Below are 16,456 nucleotides of genomic sequence, written 5' to 3' on the forward strand. Positions count from 1 at the left end.
GGCTCAGCGACCCCTATCGGCGAAGCCGATATGTCGCCTGAGCGACCGCGAGCGCCCGGGGGCGTTCGGCGTGTAGGAGTTGCTTGACTCCAAAAGCACTGTCGAGAGAGTGCAATCGAGTTGTTAAATAATGATACTCTAAAGTACGATTCTGTCTGAAGACGTCCCTGGAAGTCTCCAAAGGTTCGCGAACAGCGCCGGGATATAGACAGAAAACAGCGAGTGTGACGGACCGTCAAGCAACGGGATAGACAGGGTACGAAAGCATACCCACAGATACCGCAGCGTACTCGCAACCTGACTAAATCAACTCATCAGTCGTCGTCGCAGTTCGGAGTGCATCGAGTGTGGTGTACTGCAGACTCTGTGGATATCTCGTTTCAAATGGAATCGGGTCTTCGAGTTCGTACAGTGAGTTGGGTTCGAAAAGGATCACTTGCTTGCTTTCGTCGAATGCAGCCTGGTCCCCATCGTATGCAGAGAGGGGCCGTGCGAGAGGTGCCTCCGCTGGTTGGACGATATCCTTGACTCGGGCGACATATCGGACCTCTTTGGCAGTCCGCGTAAGATACATCGCGACCCACTCGGGAGTTCGACCAATTCGAACGAAGCCCCAGGCATTGTTCTCTTTCAGGAACGAGATGCCTGATTCACGAGTTGGAAACACGGCAACGAGCTCGTCACCGGCCCCCTCAAGAGCACTTCGTCGAATCTTCCCTGCGATTGCATCACCTGCTGGTGACGCAGTGGATTCCTGCGGCGACCCCTTGGGAGCATCGTCCTCTTCTAAACCTCCCTGAAATGCCGCAATCAGCCGGTCAACGAAGGCTTTGGCCTCCGTCTCGACCTGATGATGTTTCATCTCGCCAATCGTATCGAAGACCACCTGCGCTACGTCTTCTGCGATGGCATCCTTCTCGTCGCGAAGCGTCCGAATCGATTGCTGGGTCTTTTCCAGCTCGCGAGCAACGCTCTCCGATTCACCAGACTGAATCGCTTCGTGAGAGAGCAATCGAAGAATATCGTCCTGTGTAGAAAGGTCTGCAAGGCCTACCGTCGCGAGCGTTACCTCGGTTGGACGGGCCGCGTCAGGTTTCGTTTTCAGCAGTTCGAACGACTTCCCATTCGTGAGCAGCCCCCAGTTCACACCAGCGACGCGCATGTAGCTCCGAAGTTGGCTCCGGTGAGAGTCAGTAAGGGACGTGTCACAACCCTTTGCTTCGATGAAGACAACAGGCGTCTCTTCGAGCATCAAGGCGTAGTCCACTTTCTTGTGGCCAGTACCGATTTGCATCCCGTATTCGAGTTCAACTGCCGTCGAATAGATTTCCCAGCCAAGAAGGTCAATCAATGGGTGGATGAGTTTCGCCTTGGTGTTCTCTTCGTCCATCTGGGGATCGGCTTCGATGAGCCCCAAAGAACGCTCGACGTATGCGTCGATAGCGGCGTGATTCATGATACGAAGACACTCTTGCTGTGGTACCTTAAACAGTCTCCCCGACCGACAGCTGTGATTCTAACCACTCAGTTATGAGAATAGAGGCGAAGAGTCACAGTTCCGCACATCACCCACCAGCGAACAGAGCTCTTGGAAGTCGGCCGTTAGCCGTCTTCGAACGTCTCTCCCCACTGTGCCTGGATATCGGAGAGAACCACACCGAGGACGTCGAAAAAGTCGGTGGGGTATGGTCGGTCCACGGCATCGTCACGGGAGGCAGCGGGAAATGGATGATAGTGGTCACGAGCGTTGTGTGGGTTTTCGTGTCGATCCCATCGACACTCGATACGCTCCCTCGACCACTGCTCAACGTAGTGGATGAAGAAGTTCCCGCTCAGCTCATGTTCGATATCAACGTAGACGTGAGAGATATCGTCAGGATAGACGCTGTGACTCTGCTGAAACCCTCATAACCTGACAGATATCGCGTGCTGAATAGAGAGGGTGGGTTTAGCATGATTTCTCCGATTGATTGTGTCGCCCGGTCAGAGTACAATGCAAGCCGTCCGAACGCTTATCTGTAGACGTCGACTCAATTCTAGTAGAGATGGCCAGCACGACTCGTGACAACCGTAACGGTGGCGTTGAGTTCATTCGTGAGGATGATGGTCGAGTCACCGCGAAGGACATTGAGACGGGTGTGGCTTCCTTCGGCGACGATCGTGCGGAAGCATTGCGGATGCTTGCTGACGCACTCGATGCGTACGATGGAAAGGGCGAGCCCGTAGACGAGAGCGAATTGGCCGAAGAACTTGGTCTCGATGAGAACGAAGCTGGAAGCGAAGGCCGTCCGCCGTGGGACGAGTAGCGTGGGCCGACGACGTTCACAGGTCGAGAAGTTGCGAAGGTGCTGATGAAATTCGATTACGAGCCGACGTCACGGACTGGGAGTCACCTCACACTAGAGTACGTCAATCCAGACACTGGCGAGGTCCGACGGCCAACTATTCCACTCCATGGAGAGATTCCTCGTGGAACACTTGGAAGTATCGCAGAGCAATGTGGTGCAGAGGATTTCCACTCATTTTGTGAGTGGATCGACGACCACTGGTAGATTTCGTCTGAATCTGATGAACGACCAGCGTGAGCGGGCACTCGGCCCGACTGTTCAACTGCCGAGTGTTTGTCCGTCGGTTCAGCGGCGAGAAGTGATTCCAACTCCTTGCAGAACTCACCGAGGAGGGCCATCAGTACGTCCTTGTCGGTGGGTATGCGGTGTGACTACGCAACCGCCACGGGGTGGGAGTGAACGGGGCCGGGCGCTCGCGCCTGCCTGGTCGGCTCAGCGACCCCTATCGGCGAAACCGATATGTCGTCTGAGCGACCGCGAGCGCCCGGGGGCGTTCGGGTGGTACCATCGCCTGACTTCATACTCGCGAAACCTCACCGACCAACAACGAGGTAGAACAGTTAGAGACGACACCCAAACCCCTTACCACACAATCATGTCGCTTGCTATCACTATGCGCACTATTATTGCATAGTACAGCCCCAGGAATACTACCGCAGATTTCGATGCCCGTCACAGACGCACCCACCGACGACCGGTCGACCGTTGCTGAAAACCACACTCCCTACCTCCGCATTCGCCCAACTGACCACTCACTGCATCCGGAGACTGTCACGAGACACCTCCGAAGAGTGCATGGTCTCGGCCCAGAGACGAGTGGGGGCGTCCTCTCACAACTTTCAAGACGAACACCTGACCCGCCGACAATCGAGTTTCTCCTCGTCTCCGATGGTGCAGTCGATACGACCATCGACTATTACGTCGGCATCGACGACGGGTCGATAGACGTCCTTGAACGCATCCTCCGAGGATTGTTTCCGAATACGTACGAACTCACCCGTGTCGATGATGAAACCCCACTTCCTGCATTTTCGGACGACTCGACGCTCGCTGCCGTCGAATTCCTGGGAAAGACAGACCGCACCCGCGACTGGCAAACGCAACTCACTCTCTTTGAGGAGTTCCAGCACGACGAACACTCACGATTCCCGCTCACCGCGATTGTCGAGACAATGGCCGAGAGTCGCGCCCCGCTCGTGTATCAGACACTCATACGGCCAAAGCCCGACTGGTCGCGACAGGCAGAAGAGCGACGTATCGACATCGAGGGCGACCTCGACACGTTCGGTGGCAAGCTCTCGAACGCGATTTGGGGACCACCGCTCGAAGGCGAGCATACACTCACGGTGGGAGATGAGACTCGACTCGACGAACTCGCTGCGAAAGGCACGCGGCGTTCGTTCGACGTGAACGCCCGGGCACTGGCAATTGGTACGGACGAACTGGGAGAACCCACGAAGCCAATCCGCGAACTCGCGACTGCCTTCGGAGATGTGAGCCACACCTGTTATGAGATTCTGAGTGCCGTCCACACCGACAAAGCGGCCCAACGAGTTCACGAAGATATCCATGCTGGAAGGTTCTACCCAGCAGATTACGACCGCCTTTCGAAGAAACTCCCGTGGACGAAGAATACGAGTAGAGCCATCGTCGCAGACGCCCGCGAAGCCTCGAACTTCTGCCTGCTCTCGGGCGATGCGCTCACTGCCGCTGGGAAGCGGGCGATTGCCCCGACACCTGGGGAGCGAACCTCCCTGCCCCGGCCCCCTGCAGACCAGCTGCGTGCGTACACGGACGGCCTGCTGTTTGGCCACCCGCTCACGCAAGATGGGGCGACGATAGAACAGGGCCTCTCCCTGCCACCTGCCCTCCAGCCGTTGCACGTTGCGTGGTTCGGGAAAACGGGCTCGGGGAAATCGACGGCGCTCGTAAACGCCATCCTCGAGAACCAGGCAGCCACTGGGGGCGCAAACATCCTCATCGACCCGAAGGGCGACGGCATGGGCGAAGACTACTGTCGCGCCCACTTCGCCCGATACGGCGACCTGGAGAACGTGCGCTACTTCGATTGCTCGGAGGTCCTGCCTGCGTTCTCGTTTTTCGACATCCGCGACGAACTGGAGGCGGGTGTCGAACGGACCACGGCTGTCGAAGATACCGTCGACCACTACATCGAGATTCTCACCCAGATTATGGGCAAGCGGCGCTTCGAGCAAGCCGTCCGGTCTCCGGATATCATCCGGTATCTCGTGAAAGCGCTGTTCGACCCCGTAAACGGCGATGACGCGTTTTCGCATCGAGAACTCCACGAAGCCACCCGTCGGATGCACGAGAGGCAATCTGCGCCTGCAGTTTCAGACGAGGGCTTAGAACGCATGCTCGGGGGCGTGGTCGCGAATCGCGCTCGCTCCTTTGACGAAATCATGCAGGGCGTGGCCAACCGAATGGAGAAGATACCGCTCGATAAGCGCCTGGCACGCATCTTCAATCACGTCGCCGACGAGGAAGGAGAGGGGCCGCACTTCGACCTGGCCGAATTCCTCGACGAGGACACGGTCATCATCTTCGATACGGGTGGCCTTCGCAAAGAAGCCCAGCGCGTCGTGACGCTGGTGATTCTCTCGAATCTGTGGACGGCATTGCGGAGGCGAACCCAGCAAGGGAATGCGGAAGACGACCATCCGCTCGTGAATCTGTACGTCGAAGAGGCTGCGTCTGTTGCGGTGACTGACCTGTTGAACGAGTTCCTCGCGAAATCACGGAGTTTCGGGTGTTCAGTGACGTTGGCGATGCAATTCCCCGGCCAACTCAGAGAGGCCAGCGAGCGGGCGTACAACGAGGTCCTGAACAACGTTTCTACCTTCGTGACCGGAAACGTGCCTATCGACCGACGGCTGGCTCGCCGTCTCTCGACCGAAGACATGGACGCCACGGAGGTGGGGAATCGACTCCGGGCGCTTGACCGTGGGCAGTGGTTCGTGAAACTGCCTGCCGCGTTCGGCGAGTCGGAGCCACGGCCGTTCGTCGTCGAGTCTGCACCATTGCCGCCGGGAGACCCTGAAGGGACACAGCCACTCACAGCGGGACAGACAGCCCGGTTTGCAGACACGTTTGAGGAGACGCTCGACCGCACGTACAGGGAGGCCGGCCTCACGCTGTACGAACCGAGCGTGGTTTCTTTCGACGAGGAGACGCCTTCGCTGGTGCGGGTGGATACCGCACTCGCTCATACGAAACGCATGCCCGAAACGGTGGAGTACGACGGGGAAATCAACGCCTTGCGCTGTGTGATGTGCGATAATCGCTACGACCGGAGCGTAGCGGGGATGACACGCGCCATCGAGTGCTGTTCGTCGCTCGAAAAAGTCGATAGAGACGACATCCCCGTCTGTTCGGTTGGGTTGAAGCTCACCGAAGAAGAGCGGGAGGCTTCCGAGTGGAGCGACCTGCAGTTGCTCTTCTTGCAGGTGGTGTATAACGCACAGCAGTTGCGCTATGATGACCTGGAGTACGACCTTACGCGTGATTCGATGATTCGCCTCCAGGAGTACGTCGGCATCGAGAGCAGCGCCGTACAGGACCTCCTTGACGCGGACGTGTTGCGCCACGACACCGACCACCCGCATCGGTTGTTCTCTGTTACTCCGGAAGGACGGCGAGCGATTGGGGAGAGCTACCGTCAGGGTATCGACTACGGGCACGGCAAAGGCGACTTAGAGGAATCCAGCCAGCACGTCTTCGCGGTGGAGGTGCTGCGTCGCTACATGGAGCGAGGGTACGTAGACGACCCGGAATCTTCTGTGGTGGAGGTCGTGCCCTACTACGAGATTCGCGAAGGTGGGGTGTCTGCGGCTGACTTCATGGGCAGTGGTGAGGAGTTAGATGGCTCCGAAGAATTCGAGATGCACCGCTTAGACTGCGTTGGACTGGACGCAGACGACGAAATTCTGATTGTGGGCGAAGCAGAGCGCATCAATCACGATTATCGGAGAGCGGTGCCTGAGGATTACGACAAGATGGCCGCCTGTGAGCCAGAGGAAGCCATTTGGGTCGTGATGGACCGAAAGGGCGGGCATTCTGTGTTGAGCGCACTGAACGACCCCACAGATGGCAAAACCCGGGTAGGGAAGACGTATGTGGAATCCACCCCGCCAAACCAGTTCAGAATCGATGCTCCCGGGCTCACCCAGATGTACTCGGTCGCCTGGCTTCGCGACAACATGGCCAAACTCATCGACAGCTGAATTCGGGTTTCTATGGGTTTTGGGCGGTTCTATCCGACGAATTGGTTTCTTGTGGCATGGTTTTGACGTGGTGTGAGAGGCTCCAGGCATTGGCACCGCAACCCACACATTCCTAGAATCAGAGACTGAATCTCCACAATCGGGTTGAAACCCCGGAAGAGGTGCTGTATCCAGTGTGTGGATCTGAGTGTGGAGTGGGAACTGTGTGTTTTTCGATGAAAAGAGAAAATGTGAATATAGCTATGTGAGCGGGCCTACGGCCAGTATTCGAGGGTTTCAGTTCTGGCACTGCGGGCTAAACGAGGCGACTCCAACGGCCAGAAACGACTCGAAATTCAAAACCGCTAGACCGAAGCCGATTGTGGAGATTTGCGCGGGCAAACCGTGGTGCAAATGGCCTATTTCAGTCGAAAATCGGGGGATTTCCACACTCAGATAGTGGGCTGAAGGCCCCTCGAAACCGCCGAATTCGGGGGTTTCAATTTTTCATGACACGCCGTTCGCGCCGCGAGCACCCATCTCCACACTCAGGTTCAGATTACCACAACCACGTCTCTTCCGGGGATTTCACCCGATTGTGGGACCTCACTGGATTTGGGAAAGTGGGTTGAATCTCGTGCTGAGTTAAGTCGGTTGTTGACTTTGGGAGCAACATTCATGATGTTGACTTGCCCATCAACACGCGAGGATGGACGACCAGCCAATCGTCCGATTCGACGATCCCGGTCCGGACGAACTCCGCAACCGCTTCCGCACAGCGGTGAGAAGAAATGAACGAGAATACACACACTGACCGTACCGTCCTGCACGTCACCATCGACACGGGAGACGTCCTCGCTGACGAAGCAGACAACATCGCCGCTGCGCTGCGTGGAGATGCCGATGCAATCGACGGCCCGACCCACCGCCTGTCGTTCTCCTCGGGCGCACAGTTCCAGGAGGTGTTTAACGCCACCAACATCGAACTCCTCCAGACGATCGCCCGCGACCAACCCGGAAGTATCCGCGAGCTTGCACGCCTTGTCGAGCGCGACGTTAGCCCCGTCCACCGCGACCTGAAGGCACTCGAATCCTACGGCCTCGTCGAGTTCGAAACCGAGGGGCGTGCCAAGCGCCCGGTCGTCCCATACGACGAGATCCACGTGGCGCTCCCGCTCACCGTCGACACAACCTCGCACTCGAATCGGTCAGGAACATCTGCCTAATCGGATAGAGTGTCGCCACGGCAGACGAAAATCGGGCTAGCGAGCAACGCCCCGAGTTACCGGTTTGGCTCTGTGGAAATACTCGGTCGGGATAGTTTGTTGAGCCGTGCTGAATAGAGAGCGCATAGTCTGCAAATCAGTTCGGGAATTCTGGAAACCAGTCTCTGGAGAGATAGTACAGACAGTTATTGTATGAGAATACTATGTGGGAGTTATGTCTGAAGAAGGTAGCGGTGGGGTTAATCGTAATAAGATGGGAATGGGGCTGGCACTTGGACTTGGAGCTGGGGCGGCACTTGGCGTCGCAATAGATAATTTGCCAATAGGGCTTTCAATGGGGGTTGCAATCGGAATTGCCTTTGGAATCGCATTGAGTGACAACTGAATCCAGACCACTTGCAGGCACTACCTCTCGTTCTGCTCGGTTCTCGATGTGTGTAACAGAGAGGAGTGGGTTGCTGAACTCACCCTCTGAGTGTTGCACGCCGCTTCTGACAGTCCCCGAGTAGTCCTCTATGACCGTGCTGTATTCACAGCGCGAGTCGGTCACAGCCAGTCATGGCTGGGTGAGGGAGAAGAGTGAGACCTACAGAGGGCGTAAGTAGCGTTCTCTTCCTGTTTCGGGACTTGTCTTGAAATTGGGATACTCTTTTCACCTGTCAACTAGTAATACCAGATATGGCCACTCATGAAGTTGGGCTCAGTAGTACGGTTGCGGGTGTGACTGCTGAAGGGAAACTTCACACCTTGAGCGTGTGGTTCATCCTCGCGCTGCGGCTCATGATGGGGTTTGCGTTCTTCCAGAGCGGGTTGGACAAGGTACTCTCCGGGAGTTTCAGCGCCGCCGGCTACCTCCAGAACGCCCCACCAGCAAACAACAGTCCGGTTGCTGACCTCTTCGTGACGATGGGGAACACGCCCTGGTTCGTCGACTTCGTCAATATTGCTGTTCCATGGGGAGAGCTGCTCATCGGGCTCGGGCTGATTGTCGGAGCACTCGTTCGACTGGCGGCGTTTTTCGGCGCGTTTATGATGCTCATGTTCTATCTCGGGAATTGGGATATCGCCCACGGCTACATCAACGGTGACTTCGCGTACATGCTCGTCTTCCTCGCCGTTGCCGCCTTCGGTGCGGGGCGAATCATCGGGCTCGACGCCTATATCGAACAGTATGAAAGCAGTGGCCAGCCACTCGTTGAACGGTACCCCCGGATGCGATATCTCCTTGGATAACATCGGTAAATACACCGAAGCATCTAACACCGTTTTCAGCCGAAATCGGGGGAATCTACCGAACCAGCCTGCTGCATGCAGCCTCTATATCTCGCACGACTCATCTGCCAAGTGCCTGATAGCACGTCAAGCGCGTGCTGAATAGAGCGCGCGTATCTTGCAAACCCAGATCCGAGAGCCAATCAATAGTTCGTCCTGAATCAGGGTCGGTTCCGCATCCGGGACCGATCTAAGGCGAAGCTGGGAATTCTGCGGACTCGTACAAGGGGAACATCACGTGGTACCGAGCGATGTCGATGTCTCGCACCTTATACGCCTCTCGCAGACTTGAGTGGATATCTGACTCGAACAACCGATCTGCTGACGCTTCGGAGTCAAAGACGTAGATACCGCCGACCCGTCCGCTCTCCTCATCGTGAAGATAGAATTTCTGGAGCAATCCGTGCATCTCACGGTACTTTTGGGAACGATCCTGGAACAGCGATTCGACCTCGTCTGCATCCAACTCCGACTCATAGGTGATGAAAACGATTTCCATAGCGGTTCACCGATTGAACTACGCGGTCTGACGGAAAAACCGTTCCTCACATTGGTGCAGATAGCCTCTATATGCAGCACGCCGCTTCTGACAGGGAGTGGTGAGGTTTCTACGACAGTGCTGAAGACAGGGCGCAAGTCGGTCATTTCGTAATTCGGCATGCATGAGTGATGTCCTGCACTTAACAATGACTGGAGAAAAGAATTTGTTGGTCGATGAACAATTCAGTAGTGGGTCATGATCACACTTGATTCTACACAGCAACGATTCACGGGGTTGCTTGTGGGACTATTCGTTCTCGGAGTCGCCCTCTTGGTTGGGAATTTGCCCGGCTCTCCACTTCGGAGTGGGACTGTTCAATTGGCAGTTGTTCTTGGTTTCCCTCTGCTGATTGCTCTGCTCACGTATCTTCGGTTTGCTCCCTCTGTCATCTGGTGGGAGATCGCCCTATTGGGGGCTTGGGGGTTTCTCGGAATAGCCGTGACCGCATTCATCGGATTTTTATCGACGATGAACGCAACAGGTGGCTATCCCGGTGCAGGAGTTGAACTCCTACGGAACCTTAGCCTGTTCATTGCAGTCACTGCCAGCTTGAGCATTCCATACGGATTGGCAGGTAAATTCCGTGAAGAGAAACCTCGAGTGGCCCTCGTAAGTTCGCTTCTTGCTCCGATTGTACTGTTTATTCTCTTCAGCGTCACCAGCTCGGTCCTGTGACCAACTACGCGAGACACACTCTCTGAGTCGGTCACGGCATTCCTGACAGAAACCGAGTCGTTCGGATGACCCGTGCTGAACTTACAGCGCGAACATAGCACTGCGATATTCTGTTTAGATCCTCTGTCCCGATGTTAATCCAACAGTTCATTAGGTCACATCGACATATCAATCGTATGCCGTCACCGCCGTTTATTGACCAGGAATCAGGCGAATTAGATCTTAGTCAGATCCGAGCAGAAGTCTTCCCACTTGCCGGTCTTATCTTGTTATTCGGAGGGCTGGCGCTTCTTGTGTTTCTACTCGTGCTACTTGTCGCTGGCAACTCCCTGCTCGGTGGACTCCTTACCGTCATCACACAGTTCATTCTAGCCGTCGGCACCGGTATCGTGTTGATGTATGTTATTGCGCGTGGGATACAGCTTGCCGACACGTAAGCGTGCCCCCAAACCAGTCGAATACTCTTTCAGTTTTCGAGTTTATCGAGGAGTATTCGTTCTGCTGTATACATCCTCTGTATCTCGCACGCACTTCCCGTCAATATCCAAGGATTGCAACAGAGCCAGGCATTTGCAACAGACGAAGCAGCCGTTGAGCGAGACACCGTACTCACGTATCTCCGGAACCACACAGAACCACTCGCACCGGAATACGTTGCGACAATCAATCTCTGGGTAGCGAGGATCGAAGAGACCGACCAGCTTCCGAGTGGGCTTGGACGTGGAATTGCAGAGGCCACGGACGAACCGAATGAATATGACGACAGCTCCCCTAGTGAGGACTAAGCATGGCCGCAGAACGTGACGAATCCACCGCCCTCGACGATCTGTCGCCCGAGGAGGCACGGCGGTATCTGATTCGTTTCCTCGGTCTCCAGGACCTCGACGAACACGAGGAGATTTACGAAGAACTCGCACACGAATAGCTACGTTCATCGCCTACCTAACGTACGCCTAACCACTCAGTCTACGGGTTGGGGACGCGGATTGAATAGAATGTGAGTCGATCACCGGTCTCGGTATGATGGTTCTCGGGTAAGACAGCGATACACTGCATCTCGAAGAGCCTTCTCTCGAGGGTCGTCTTTTTGGTGAACGCCCAGCCGGTTCGGTGCGTACGAGAAGCCCAGTTCCGCATCTGGGTCGGCGAAGCCAAACGCTCCACCAGCGCCCGGTGTCCCGAACGAACGGGGTGTGCTTCCGAACTGGAAGTCACCGTAGGGCCTCGAGTATCCCATCGAGTAGGCTGTCTCGATTCCGAGCACGACGTCACGGTGGCCACCCCGTGGCGAAACAGGCGTCGCAGTCAGCTCCGCGAAGGTCGACTCGTCGATGCCCAGCCGACGCCCACCGGTCGCAAGGTCGCCGTACACTCGGGCAATCGAACGGACGGTCCCGATCCCATTCTCCGCCGGAATCTCTATCGACCGGAGTTTCGGATTCAAGACTGCATCAATCCCACCCTTGAGCGGAAGAGCAGCACGGCTGGTGATCGACCAGGGATTGAGCAGAGGGCCGACAAAGCGAATCGGCATCTTGTCGAGATTCTTGACCAACGTCAGAAGCGAGAAGGGCTTCAGTTCTGCCAGACGGCTTTCTGGGATTCCCTCTGGAAGGCCGATGTAGAACTGCAACCCAAGCGGCTCAGCCACCTCTTCAGCGAAGAACTGCCCGGAGGTCCGCCCGTCGACTCGACGGAGCAGTTCACTCTGGTACCACCCGACGGTGTAGGCATGGTAGCCGTACCGGGTGCCTGGCTTCCATTCCGGGGTCTTGGCGGCGAGCAACTCCGAGAGGAATTCCTGGTCAGCTACCTCTTCGAGCGTCAGTCGCCTGTCGAACGCCGCAAGACCTGCCCGATGGTCGAGTATCTCTCTCACCGTGATTGCCGACTTCCCGTTTCGGCCAAACGACGGCCAGTGGTCGGCCACTCGGTCGTCAAGGCCGAAAAATCCGCGTGAGAGCGCGACGGCTGTCGCCGCGGCCGTCATCCCCTTGGTCGCCGAGAATACGGGAACCATCGTCTCCTCCTCCCAGGGGTGCTTGGCGGCCACGTCTCGATACCCTCCCCAGAGATCGACGACCGGCTCGCCACGGTAATAGACCGCACAGGCAGCCCCCAATTCGTCTCGATTCTGGAGATTCTCCGCGAACACCTCACGGACGGCCTCGAACCCCTCCGCGACGGTCCCGTGCAGAGGAACTGAATCCTCGCCGAACCGTGCCTGCTTGACGCCCACCTCAGACGCCATCGTCAGTCACCTCATCGACGATAATCACATTCGTCGCTTGTACAGTAACCTCGGACTGTACTGTGTATGTCTCCATCGTAAGTAGATAGAGGATACATGTCAATATAACGATATTCTACGCAATCTTTTCACACCGCGCAACTCCGTCACAGGAGGTCGTCATCGAGCGTCACTTCGGTCGCTCGCTCCTGATAATCGTCGAGTTTCTCCTCAACCCAGGACCGGACGGCCTGGTTGTCTGTCTCGACAAGCGCAACAGGGATACCGTGTTCGTCGGTCGGTGCCAGTAGCGTGAGTCCGTCCACGATTGCGAGCACGTACGGGATCGCGCCGTCGTAGACGAACATCCGTACGCGACCCGTCTCGAAGGCGGGCCGAAACATCTTGGCGTACGTCTCGTCTGTCTGGACCTGTGTCAACGCCTCCACGGAGACGATAGATTCGGCCCGCCTGTCACTATCGAGGAACGCTTGGTACAGCTCATGGTAGTCCGCAGGGGCACCCATCGCGACGGTCGGACTCAGGAGTCGAGCTCGGTCGGCTCCGAAGAACAGTTCCTCCAGACGGCGAAGGTGACCGAACGCGTCGCCATGTTCCGGCATCGAGACGGTTGCGTCGGCGAATTCCCGGACGTCAAATGCCATCTCGTCCGTCGGGAGCTTCTGGAGTACGTCACTCAGCTGCTGAATCGTTTCGACTGTCTCTATCAGGTCACGGAAGTCCGTGACCAAGAGTTCTCCCCAGACTGTGAGGGCGTACTTCCGGCCCCGTCGTTCAATCCAGTTGCGCTTCTGGAACGGTTCGAGAATACGACCGAGTGTCGGTTGGGGGATGAGGGTCACCTCGTGGAGGTCTGAGCGAGTCATCGGCCCATTCGCCAGCGTGTCGAGAACCGCGACGCGGTGTGCCGAGCGGGCGAGAAACGCAACGTCCTCCCGGGGATCAAGTGGAGACATGAATTCCACGTACTGGGCTTATACGGCCTCCCCACGCTTATCGTAGCCGGTTGAACACACAGGACCAAATCACTCCCGCACACAGAAGACCGTCGGTTAACCCGGAGTCTCCCTGTCGGTCGATCCTGCATTTCTCGAACGTTGATTGTTCATCCCCTGTCGGCGTCCTCACGATTCTCAACGAAGTATCCGGCTGTCATCGACCCACGACTGAAGTCGTGGGCTTGTCCGTGGACTCCCGGTCTGACGACAGAGTGTCTTTCGAGGCTTGTCGGATTCCTCCCACCGCTACAGCCGTAGGCTTCCTCCTTGCATCTCTGTGAACGCTCGGAACACGCTGAAGTACCTCGGGGACAAGCCCCGAGGCACTCTGCCTTGCTTTTTGTAGAATTTTGAACATACGCCCATCTAGTACGTGCATTCAGCTGCAGAACACAGCTGTTCATGAACGAGTGGAAGTGCAATTGGTAGTTTGTGGCCAAAGCGAGTGCGAGTAGAACCAATAGTCACGTATTGCTGAACTGTGAGACAGGCATAACCGTCCTGCACCCCTCACACTAGGGAAGTAATCATGAATATTTCCGAGATCCTCTCCACGAAGTTCACCGAATTCGACATTGGGACGCCGCTCTCGAAGGTCGCGGGCGCCTTCGAGAATCAAGAACTCGATGCCGTCGTGGTGACAGACGGTGGCGAGTATCGTGGCGTCGTCAGCCGCCGACAGTTGGCGTCCTCGTCCAATCAGCCCTCTGCAAAGGTCGGCTCACAGGTCCAGCACGTCCCGGCCGTCGACCGCACCGAGGACGTCCGCGAGGTCGCGCGGCTCATGATCGGCAGCGATGCCAAAACGCTTCCCGTGCTCGATGACGGCCGTGTCGTTGGTGTGGTGACCGCAGATGCTGTCCTCGAGGGCGTCCGCCCCTTCCTCGATGCTGTGACCGTCGACGACGCGTATTCGCCGAAGCTCGTCAGCGCGACCTCCGAGACGACAATCGGAAAAGCCCTCAATATGCTTCGGGAGTCCGGTATCGCCCACCTCCCTGTTATCGACGGAGACGATCTCGTGGGGATGGTCAGCCTGTACGACGTCATCGAGTTTACGACGCGAGGCGGGAGCAAGAGCCAGGGTGGATCGTCAGGGAGTTTCGGTGGCCGCGGACGCTCTGGGAGGAGCCCCGGTGGATTTGGTGCCCGCGAGGGCAACTCCGAACGGATGCTCGATCTACCGGTGGAAAATCTGATGTCCGATGTAGTGGTGACGGTCCGGCGAAGCGCCCCGCTCGACGAGGTCGTCGAAACGATGTTCGAACGTGAGATCTCCTCACTCGTCGTTACAGCCGACGAAACAGGCGACCCAGTCGGTATCATCACGAAAACGGACGTCATTGAGGCGCTTACGTGGGAGCGCGACGACCGGAATGCAGTGCAGGTGTTCGGACTCGACTTGCTAGAGGGAATGGACTACGACGACGTCTCCGCGTTGATCGAGAGTGTGACCGCGAAGTACGGCGAGATGAGCGTCATCAAGGCCAGTATCGAACTACAGGAGCATAAGGAACAGAGCCGGGGGGTACCACTCGTACTGGCACGGATTCGGCTGGTCACTGACCGTGGTTACTTTACGGCCGATGGCGAAGGCTACGGCGCGACGCACGCCCTCCGTCTGGCGGCGAACGCCGTCGAACGCCAGCTTCTCAAGGGAAAGACGTACGGCCAATCGAAGAAGCAATCCGACGCTGAGGCTCAAGAACACCTCTACGGGTGGTGGCTCGGCGGGTGACGGACTCCATTCCCCCACAGAGGGGGGTGGAAGGAGGCGATTGAAAGAAAACTATTGTGTCGGGTGGTAGGTGGTCTGTGAGAGACCGGTTGCACCAAATTCGAATCTAGCGATACCGTTGTTCGACCTCGAACGCCTCTCGGACGGCGTCGTCGAAGCGTGTCCGTAGCTCGTCGCTGAACGCCTGGACGTGTGAATCCTGTTGTACGACTTCTACCGAATCCCAGTTACCGGCTTCGGTTGCCGCGTATAATTGTGTGAACTTCTCACCATTGTTGCCGTACGCAATGACGACCACATACGGCTTTTCCTCTTCAGCACTTTCGGAAGTGTGCCTCCCGCGCCACTCTTCGAGTTCGGTGACGCTTACCCGGTCGAACGTCGCAAGCTCTGCGCTGAATTCGCCGGTCCCAAGGCGCTGGATCAGCTGTTCGCGATTCCATTCCCGTGTCTCGTTGGTCTCGGTATCCCTCCCGAGTACGGTCTCTTCGGTGATTGATTCGATGACCCAGTGTGTGAGTAGTGGCCCAGCCATCTCAGCAGTTGACTGAGTACCGACGTCGCCTTCTTGGATACGATCGCCTTCCTGAACACGGATATACCGTGGATTCGACGCGGGGAGATCGATGAATATCTCTTCGGGATCTACGTTGACCAGTGCTTCGACGCCGTCGATCGTTCGCGTTTCTATCGTTTTCTTTGTGTGTTTAGCCATGATTAATGGTCTGGCGTACCGGACACAGCGAGCTGAAGGCGGGTCGACCTGAGGTCCGTTCAATCGGGTGATCCACATCCGTCTGGCTGACATAGACTCCATCGACGAACGCTGTCACCGATTCGGCCATACGGCTACCGCGTGATATACGTCTGGGAGACGGTTTACCCTGTCGTCCGTACGCACAGGACGACACATTGGCTGCACTCCTGAGCAGGTATGCATCAAGAGATGTCCAGACCTCGAATTTCGGCCAGTAACTCGGTGCTGCCAAGGAATCGATATCGAGTCCTATTCGAGGAGGTCAGCAACGCTAATCGACTGTGCGTCCGTGACCAACCGCCCAATCAGGAGTTGGACACGACTAGCGTGGCCACCGTACCCAAGAGACAATGCGGGAACACCATCATGGAACGAAGTCATTCATCGATTTCGTGACATCCTCGCCCGCCCTAAAGGACGGGGTTTC

15 protein-coding genes and 1 pseudogene are annotated in these 16,456 nt (G+C 56.8%); 11 read left to right on the plus strand and 5 right to left on the minus strand.

Annotation, left to right across the window (positions count from 1 at the left end; translation table 11 throughout):
* Nucleotides 1-301 precede the first annotated feature (301 nt).
* Entirely contained in the window at nt 302-1,456 is a 1,155-nt protein-coding gene (locus P0648_RS18160; RefSeq protein WP_277506277.1) for a type I restriction enzyme HsdR N-terminal domain-containing protein, read from the minus strand.
* A gap of 74 nt (nt 1,457-1,530) precedes the next feature.
* Here P0648_RS18160 and P0648_RS18165 point away from each other — a divergent pair, with 74 nt between their 5' ends.
* From P0648_RS18165 to P0648_RS18195, 7 genes and pseudogenes are all read left to right on the plus strand, one after another.
* The gene (locus P0648_RS18165; protein ID WP_277506279.1) at nt 1,531-1,911 is read left to right on the plus strand and encodes a hypothetical protein; all 381 of its coding nucleotides are present in this window, start codon (nt 1,531-1,533) and stop codon (nt 1,909-1,911) included.
* A 134-nt stretch (nt 1,912-2,045) separates the two neighbouring features.
* A complete protein-coding gene (locus P0648_RS18170; RefSeq protein ID WP_277506280.1) occupies nt 2,046-2,306 on the plus strand; it encodes a hypothetical protein in 261 nt (86 codons plus the stop codon).
* Between the two features lie 9 nt (nt 2,307-2,315).
* Nucleotides 2,316-2,552: pseudogene (locus P0648_RS18175) on the plus strand (type II toxin-antitoxin system HicA family toxin); the annotation flags it as partial.
* A 461-nt stretch (nt 2,553-3,013) separates the two neighbouring features.
* Complete coding sequence (locus P0648_RS18180; protein ID WP_277506281.1) at nt 3,014-6,592, plus strand: ATP-binding protein; 3,579 nt, start codon at nt 3,014-3,016, stop codon at nt 6,590-6,592.
* A 770-nt stretch (nt 6,593-7,362) separates the two neighbouring features.
* Nucleotides 7,363-7,797, plus strand: a complete 435-nt coding sequence (locus P0648_RS18185; RefSeq protein ID WP_277506283.1) for a helix-turn-helix domain-containing protein — start codon at nt 7,363-7,365, stop codon at nt 7,795-7,797.
* A 214-nt stretch (nt 7,798-8,011) separates the two neighbouring features.
* Nucleotides 8,012-8,182: a hypothetical protein gene (locus P0648_RS18190; protein ID WP_276248596.1), complete on the plus strand. Its 171-nt coding sequence runs from the start codon at nt 8,012-8,014 to the stop codon at nt 8,180-8,182.
* A 293-nt stretch (nt 8,183-8,475) separates the two neighbouring features.
* Nucleotides 8,476-9,030 (plus strand): DoxX family protein, encoded by a 555-nt coding sequence (locus P0648_RS18195; protein ID WP_276248597.1) that lies wholly within the window; start codon nt 8,476-8,478, stop codon nt 9,028-9,030.
* 229 nt (nt 9,031-9,259) lie between these two features.
* On the opposite strand, the gene P0648_RS18200 is transcribed toward P0648_RS18195, so the two are convergent.
* Nucleotides 9,260-9,568: a YdhR family protein gene (locus P0648_RS18200; RefSeq protein WP_276248598.1), complete on the minus strand. Its 309-nt coding sequence runs from the start codon at nt 9,566-9,568 to the stop codon at nt 9,260-9,262.
* Between the two features lie 237 nt (nt 9,569-9,805).
* On the opposite strand from P0648_RS18200, the gene P0648_RS18205 reads away from it, so the two are divergent.
* The 3 genes from P0648_RS18205 to P0648_RS18215 all read left to right on the plus strand — a co-directional run bounded on the left by P0648_RS18205 (nt 9,806) and on the right by P0648_RS18215 (nt 11,210).
* Nucleotides 9,806-10,285 (plus strand): hypothetical protein, encoded by a 480-nt coding sequence (locus P0648_RS18205; protein ID WP_276248599.1) that lies wholly within the window; start codon nt 9,806-9,808, stop codon nt 10,283-10,285.
* A 176-nt stretch (nt 10,286-10,461) separates the two neighbouring features.
* Nucleotides 10,462-10,722 (plus strand): hypothetical protein, encoded by a 261-nt coding sequence (locus tag P0648_RS18210; protein WP_276248600.1) that lies wholly within the window; start codon nt 10,462-10,464, stop codon nt 10,720-10,722.
* A gap of 350 nt (nt 10,723-11,072) precedes the next feature.
* Entirely contained in the window at nt 11,073-11,210 is a 138-nt protein-coding gene (locus P0648_RS18215; RefSeq protein WP_276248601.1) for a hypothetical protein, read from the plus strand.
* Between the two features lie 81 nt (nt 11,211-11,291).
* Here the strand turns inward: P0648_RS18215 and P0648_RS18220 are convergent, their stop codons facing one another.
* Together P0648_RS18220 and P0648_RS18225 are read right to left on the minus strand one after the other, a co-directional pair.
* Complete coding sequence (locus P0648_RS18220; RefSeq protein WP_277506286.1) at nt 11,292-12,536, minus strand: serine hydrolase domain-containing protein; 1,245 nt, start codon at nt 12,534-12,536, stop codon at nt 11,292-11,294.
* A 146-nt stretch (nt 12,537-12,682) separates the two neighbouring features.
* Nucleotides 12,683-13,492 (minus strand): winged helix-turn-helix domain-containing protein, encoded by an 810-nt coding sequence (locus P0648_RS18225; protein ID WP_277506287.1) that lies wholly within the window; start codon nt 13,490-13,492, stop codon nt 12,683-12,685.
* A gap of 571 nt (nt 13,493-14,063) precedes the next feature.
* Here P0648_RS18225 and P0648_RS18230 point away from each other — a divergent pair.
* Nucleotides 14,064-15,272 (plus strand): CBS domain-containing protein, encoded by a 1,209-nt coding sequence (locus tag P0648_RS18230; RefSeq protein ID WP_277506288.1) that lies wholly within the window; start codon nt 14,064-14,066, stop codon nt 15,270-15,272.
* Between the two features lie 106 nt (nt 15,273-15,378).
* Here P0648_RS18230 and P0648_RS18235 read toward each other — a convergent pair whose 3' ends face one another.
* Nucleotides 15,379-15,987 (minus strand): hypothetical protein, encoded by a 609-nt coding sequence (locus P0648_RS18235; RefSeq protein WP_277506290.1) that lies wholly within the window; start codon nt 15,985-15,987, stop codon nt 15,379-15,381.
* Between the last annotated feature and the right edge of the window lie 469 nt (nt 15,988-16,456).

This window comes from Haladaptatus sp. DYSN1 (assembly GCF_029489995.1).
In the GTDB taxonomy this organism is placed as follows: Archaea; Halobacteriota; Halobacteria; order Halobacteriales; family Halococcaceae; genus QDMS2.